This is a genomic window from uncultured Sphingomonas sp., from assembly GCF_937859915.1.
Taxonomy (GTDB): Bacteria; Pseudomonadota; Alphaproteobacteria; order Sphingomonadales; family Sphingomonadaceae; genus Solisphingomonas.
On the sequence record NZ_CALMAW010000035.1, the window covers coordinates 1 to 6,302 of the forward strand.

Annotated in this window: 5 protein-coding genes; 3 read left to right on the plus strand and 2 right to left on the minus strand. The window is 69.7% G+C overall.

What is annotated here, in order from left to right; genetic code table 11:
* Both Q0326_RS05400 and Q0326_RS05405 read left to right on the plus strand, forming a co-directional pair.
* Positions 1–376 (plus strand): EAL domain-containing protein (locus tag Q0326_RS05400; protein ID WP_298687924.1); only part of this gene is annotated, 376 nt, incomplete at its 5' end.
* Positions 373–798 carry an SgcJ/EcaC family oxidoreductase gene (locus Q0326_RS05405; protein ID WP_298687926.1) on the plus strand — a complete coding sequence of 142 codons (426 nt, stop codon included), beginning with the start codon at positions 373–375 and terminating at the stop codon, positions 796–798. The genes Q0326_RS05400 and Q0326_RS05405, both read left to right, overlap by 4 nt.
* A 124-nt stretch (positions 799–922) precedes the next feature.
* Here Q0326_RS05405 and mfd read toward each other — a convergent pair whose 3' ends face one another.
* Complete coding sequence (gene mfd / locus Q0326_RS05410; RefSeq protein ID WP_298687928.1) at positions 923–4,393, minus strand: transcription-repair coupling factor; 3,471 nt, start codon at positions 4,391–4,393, stop codon at positions 923–925.
* 113 nt (positions 4,394–4,506) lie between these two features.
* Complete coding sequence (locus Q0326_RS05415; RefSeq protein ID WP_298687930.1) at positions 4,507–4,773, minus strand: succinate dehydrogenase assembly factor 2; 267 nt, start codon at positions 4,771–4,773, stop codon at positions 4,507–4,509.
* 109 nt (positions 4,774–4,882) lie between these two features.
* On the opposite strand from Q0326_RS05415, the gene Q0326_RS05420 reads away from it, so the two are divergent.
* Positions 4,883–6,302, plus strand: a 1,420-nt coding sequence (locus Q0326_RS05420) for a DEAD/DEAH box helicase (protein WP_298687932.1), incomplete at its 3' end; no start/stop codon positions are given.

Genomic DNA, 6,302 nt, shown 5'->3' on the forward strand with positions numbered 1-6,302 from the left:
GCTGATGACCGACCTCGAGGCGGGCGCCGCGGCGTTGGCGGCGTTGCAGGAAGCGGGCTGTCGCACCGCGATCGACGATTTCGGGACGGGCTATTCTAGCCTGGCGTATCTCGCCGCGCTGCCTATCGACTATCTGAAGCTCGACCGCACCCTGGCGCAGGAGATCGTCGGCGGCCAGCGAAGCCAGGTGGTGGTGCGCGCCGCGATCGACATGGCCGCCTCGCTGGGCGTCGCGGTGGTCGCGGAAGGCGTGGAGACGGCGGCGCAGCGCGACGCGCTGGCGGCGGCGGGGTGTGCGATCATGCAAGGCTTCCTGCTGGCGCCGCCGCTCGATGCAGAGGGGCTGATCGCGATGATGGAGGGGCGGGAACGATGATGGCCTTGCCGCAGGCGCCTGCCATCACGGCACCGGCGCAAGCGCCCGCCACGGCGGAGCTGGCGCCGATCGTGCTGGCGATGGCGGACAGCGCGGCGGGCTGGAACGCGGGCGACCTCGATCGCTTCATGGCGGTCTATGCCGACGATGCCGTGTACGTGACGGGCAGGGGGCTTGTCCGCGGCAAGGCGGCAATTGCCGACACGTACCGCAGGAGCTTCGCGCGCGGTGGCAACATGCGCGGGCGGCTGAGCTTCGGCGACATGGCGTTTCGGCGGCTCGATCCGACGCACCAAATCCTGTGGGCGCGCTGGACGCTGACGCCTGCCGCGGCTGGCGCAAAGGTCGAGACGGGGATGACCAGCCTCGTCTTCGAGCGGCGTCGCGAGGGGTGGCGGATCGTGAGCGATCACAGCAGCTGACCTTCCGTCATTCCCGGCGGACGCCGGGACCCATGGATGCGGTTCCGCCGAAATGGTGCGCGAGGATCGGCCGCGCGTCCCCATGGGTCCCGGCTTTCGCCGGGATGACGGAGAGGGGGAGCAGCTACCCCGCCGCCTTCGCCAGCCCCCGCGACAGTTGCAGCGCGCCGTGCAGACGCGCCTTGGGGTCGGCCCAGGCGCGGGTCAGCACGAACTTGCTGTCCGGCCGCAGCCTGGCGATCGCCCCCAGCTTGGCGACATAGGCGAGCAGGCCGTCGACATTGGGCGGCCGGTCGTCGTGGAAGCTGACCAGCGCCCCCTTGGCGCCGACGTCCTTCTTGACGATGCACGCCGTCCTCGCGTTCAGCTTGATCTCCATGACGCGCACCAGATTGTCCGTCGCGTCCGGCAGCGGGCCGAACCGATCGATCATTTCCGCCGCGAACGCCTCGATCCCGCGCGCATCCTCCACCTCGTTGAGGCGGCGATACAGCCCCATGCGCAGGTCAAGGTCGGGAACATACTCCTCCGGGATCAGGATCGGCGCGTCGACGGTGATCTGCGGCGAGAAATCACGCGGGCGGTTGCGCATGCCGCCGGCCTTGGCGTCCATGATCGCCTCCTCCAGCATCGACTGGTAAAGTTCGAAACCGACCTCCTTGATATGCCCCGACTGTTCGTCGCCCAGCAGATTGCCGGCGCCGCGGATGTCGAGGTCGTGGCTGGCGAGCTGGAACCCTGCACCGAGCGAGTCGAGATCGGACAGCACCTTCAGCCGCTTCTCCGCCGCCTCCGTCACCATCCGCTCGGGCGGTGTGACGAGATAGCAATAGGCGCGCGTCTTCGACCGCCCGACCCGCCCGCGCAGCTGGTAGAGCTGGGCAAGGCCGAAGCGGTCGGCGCGGTTGACGATCATCGTGTTGGCGCTCGGGATATCGAGGCCGCTTTCCACGATGGTGGTCGACACCAGCACCTCGAACTTGCGGTCGTAAAAGGCGCTCATCCGCTCCTCCACGTCGCTCGGCGCCATCTGGCCGTGCGCGACGACGTAGCGGATCTCGGGCACCTCCTTGCGCAGATACTCCTCGATATCAGGCAGGTCGGCGATCTTGGGGGTGACGAGGAAGCTCTGCCCGCCCCGGTAATGCTCGCGCAGCAACGCCTCGCGCAGCACCACCGGGTCCCACGGCATCACATAGGTGCGCGTCGCCAGCCGATCGACCGGCGGCGTCTGGATCACCGACAGCTCGCGCAGCCCGCTCATCGCCATCTGCAACGTGCGCGGGATCGGCGTCGCGGTCAGCGTCAGCATGTGGACGTCGGCCTTGAGCGCCTTGAGCCGTTCCTTGTGGGTGACGCCAAAGCGCTGCTCCTCGTCCACCACAACAAGGCCCAGCCGCTTGAAATCGATGCTCTTGGCCAGGATCGCATGGGTGCCGATCACCACGTCGATCGTGCCCGACGCCAGCCCCTCGCGCACCTTCTTGGCCTCGGCGGCAGTGACGAGGCGCGACAGGCGGCCGATCTCGATCGGGAAGCCCTCGAACCGCGCCTTGAAATTGTTGTAGTGCTGGCGCGCGAGCAGCGTCGTCGGGCAGACGATCGCCACCTGATGCCCCGCCATCGCCGCCACGAATGCACCGCGCAGCGCAATCTCGGTCTTGCCGAAGCCGACATCGCCGACGATCAGCCGGTCCATCGGCTTGCCCGCCGCCAGGTCGCCCAGCACGTCGCCGATCGCGCGGTCCTGGTCGTCGGTCTCCTGATAGGGGAATCGGTCGACGAAGCTGGGATAGCCCGCCGGGTCCGGCTCCGCGATTTCGCCGGGGCGCAGCGCGCGTTCGGCGGCCACGGCGATCAGCTCCCCGGCGATTTCGCGGATGCGCTCCTTCATGCGGCTCTTGCGCCGCTGCCACGCCTCGCCGCCGAGCCGGTCGAGCGCCGCGCCATCCTCGCCCGAGCCGTAGCGGCTGAGGACTTCGAGGTTCTCGACCGGCACGAACAGCTTGTCGCCGCCGGCATATTCCAGCGCGACGCAATCGTGCGGCGCCTTGGCGACGGGGATCTGGGTCAGCCCCAGATAGCGGCCGATGCCATGGTCGGCATGGACAACCAGATCGCCGGGCGACAGCGACGCCAGCTCCGCGAGGAACGCGTCGGCCGACTTGCGGCGCTTGCTGCGGCGGATCAGCCGGTCGCCGAGCATGTCCTGCTCGGTCAGCACCGCGACGCCGGGCGCGGCGAAGCCGTGGTCGAGCGGCAGTACCACCATCGCGACGCCGAAGCTCTTCGCGGTGTCGGCGGCGCCCAGCGCCTCCTGCCAGCTGTCGCACAGCACCGCGCCCTTTAGGTCGTGGTCCTTGAGCAGCCCCGCCAGCCGGTCGCGCGCGCCTGCCGAATAGCTGGCGAGGACCGGCTTGCGACCCGCCTGGCGCAGCTTCGCCAGGTGCTCGACCACCGCCTCGTAGACATTCTCGTGTGCCGCGCGCTCGGGCGCGAAGTCGCGCGGGCCGTCGACCTCGAAGTCGAGGACGGTGGCGCTTTCCGGCTCGTGAAACGGGCTGACGAGGTGGGCGCGCGCCGCCGTTTCCGCCGCCGCCAGTTCGTCGCCCGCGAGGTACAGCGCCTTGGCGGGCAGGGGCCGATAGCTGCCGGGCTTCGCACCCTCCACGCGCTTCCGGTTCTCGTAATAATCGGCCACCGCCTCCATGCGGCCCTCGACCGCACCGGGCACGCCCGAATCGCGCACCACGACGTCGCCGGGCGACAGATGGTCCCACAGTGTCGCCAGCTTCTCCTCGAACAGCGGCAGCCAATGCTCCATGCCCGCCAGCCGTCGCCCCTCCGACGCCGCCTGGTACAGCGGGTCTCCGGTCGCGGTGGCGCCGAAGGTCTCGCGATAGCGGCTGCGGAAGCGCTTGATCGAATCGGCGTCGAGTAACGCCTCCGACGCCGGGAGCAGGGTGAAGCCGTCGAGGCGCCCGACGGTACGCTGGTCGGCGGGGTCGAAGGCGCGGACGCTCTCGATCTCGTCGCCGAAGAAGTCGAGGCGCAGCGCCTGCTCCTCGCCCGACGGAAACAGGTCGACCAGTCCACCGCGCACCGCATATTCGCCGGCATCGTGGACGGTGTCGGTGCGGACATAGCCGTTGGCGGCGAGCAGCGTCGCCAGGTCGTCGCGCCCGATCCGCTCGCCGGGCGCCAGCGTCGCGACCAGCTGGCGGATGCGGAACGGGGTCAGCACCCGCTGGCTGACCGCGTTGGCGGTGGTCAGGAACAGCTGCGCCTTCTTCTGCTTGGCCTGCAACCGATGCAGCGCCGCGACCCGCTCCGCCATGACGCGCAGCGTGGGGGAGGCGCGGTCATAGGGCAGGCAGTCCCAGGCAGGAAACTGCACCACCTCGATCTCCGGCGCGAAGAACGGCGCGGTGGAGGCGACCGCGCGCATCGCCGCTTCGTCCGGCGCGACATAGACGCAGCGCGCACCTTTCCCCGCCCGCGCGAGATCGGCGAGCAGCGAGGGCAGAAAACCGCCGGGCACACCCGACAGGGTCAGCGGACGCGTAGCGGAGAGGATGGTCTGGAGAGAGGGCATTGCAATCCTAGTAACCCCTCTCCCCTTCAGGGGAGAGGGTTGGGAGAGGGCGAGTAAGGAGAGGCTTGCGACATGCGCCTCTCCCCGACCCTCTCCCCTGAAGGGAGAGGGAGCTAACCAGGCACGGTCACGTAATCGACGTCGCGCATCGCCTGCATCTGCGGTCCTTCCCATTCGGGCGGACAGGGCTGCGCGCCGAGCGCCCAGGCCATGATGTCGACGTCCTGTTCTTCCAGCAGCGCCTCGAACCAGTCGGCCTCGGCGGCCGACCAGGTGGCGTGGTGGCGATCGAAATAGCCGCCGATCATCAGGTCGGCCTCCCTGGTGCCGCGATGGTGCGCGCGGTAGTGCAGGCGCTTCAGGCGAATGTCGTGATCCATGCGGCTCCAACGGCGAAACCGTTCGTCCCGAGCCGGTCGAAGGACGTGCCCGGGGCGCGCAGGCTTCGACAAGCTCGGCCCGAACGGGTAGCTGAGGCTCCAGATAGCCATGCGTCCCGATATCCTCAATCCGCTGTTCGCCGAAGTGACGGCGCTGAAGGGCGTCGGGCCGGCGCTGGCGAAGCCGCTGGAGCGGCTCAGGCTGGCGCGGGTGGTGGACGTGGCGCTGCACCTGCCGAGCGGCTGGATCGACCGGGTGGCGCGCGACGAGCTGATGGTGAGCGATGCGGGTCGGGTGATCGCCATCGCGCTGACCCCGGTCGACTATCGGATCAGCCGTGGGCGGGGGCCGACGCGGGTGCAGGCCACGGACGCGCGCGGCAACCATGTCGGCCTCACCTATTTCGGCGGCGCGTCTGGCTATGTGAAGAAGCTGCTGCCGATCGGCGAGACGCGCCTCGTGTCGGGCAAACTGGAGCAATATGGCCAGGAGCTTCAGATCGTCCATCCCGATCTGGCGGAACCGGGCGAGCCGTTCGGTGCGCGCGATCCGATCTATCCGCTGTCGGAGGGGCTGACCTCGCGGCGGATGGCGGCGCTGGCGCAGCAGGCGGTCGCCCGCGCGCCGGACCTGCCCGAATGGATCGAGCCGGGGCTGAAGGCGCAGCGCGGCTGGCCGGACTGGCGCGAAGCACTGGCAGCGGCGCAAGGAGGGCCGGATGCGCCAGGAGAGAAGGGTGGCGCGCGCGAGCGGCTTGCCTATGACGAGCTGTTTGCCAACCAGCTGGCGATGGCGCTGGTCCGGCAGGACACGCGCCGGCGGCGCGGGCGGGCGCTGGTCGGCGACGGCCGCTTACGCGATGCGCTGCGCCTGCCGTACGAGCTGACCGGGGCCCAGGCGCGCACGGTGGCGGAGATCGAGGGCGACCTGGCGCAATCCTCTCCGATGCTGCGGCTGCTGCAGGGCGATGTGGGATCGGGCAAGACGCTGGTCGCGACGCTGGCGCTGCTGATCGCCGTCGAGGCGGGGGCGCAGGGCGCGCTGCTCGCCCCGACCGAGATCCTGGCGCGGCAGCATGGCGAGACGTTGAAGCGGACGCTGGCCGGCATCGGCGTCGAGGTCGCGGTGCTGACCGGGCGGGACAAGGGGCGGGTGCGGGAGGCGACGCTGATGGCGCTGGCGGCGGGGGAGATCGACATCCTCGTCGGCACCCACGCCATCTTCCAGGAAGCGGTGACGTATCGCGACCTGGGGCTGGTGGTGGTCGACGAACAGCATCGCTTCGGCGTCGCCCAGCGTATGCTCCTCCAGGATAAGGGCCGCAGCCCGCACCTGTTGGCGATGACCGCGACGCCGATCCCGCGCACCCTGACGCTGGCGCAATATGGCGAAATGGACGTCAGCCGCCTCGATGAGATGCCCCCCGGGCGCCAGCCGATCGAGACGCTGGTGGTGTCGGAGGACCGGCTGGACGAGGTCGTCAACGCGCTCGGCCGACACTTGTCGGAAGGGGGGCAGGCCTATTGGG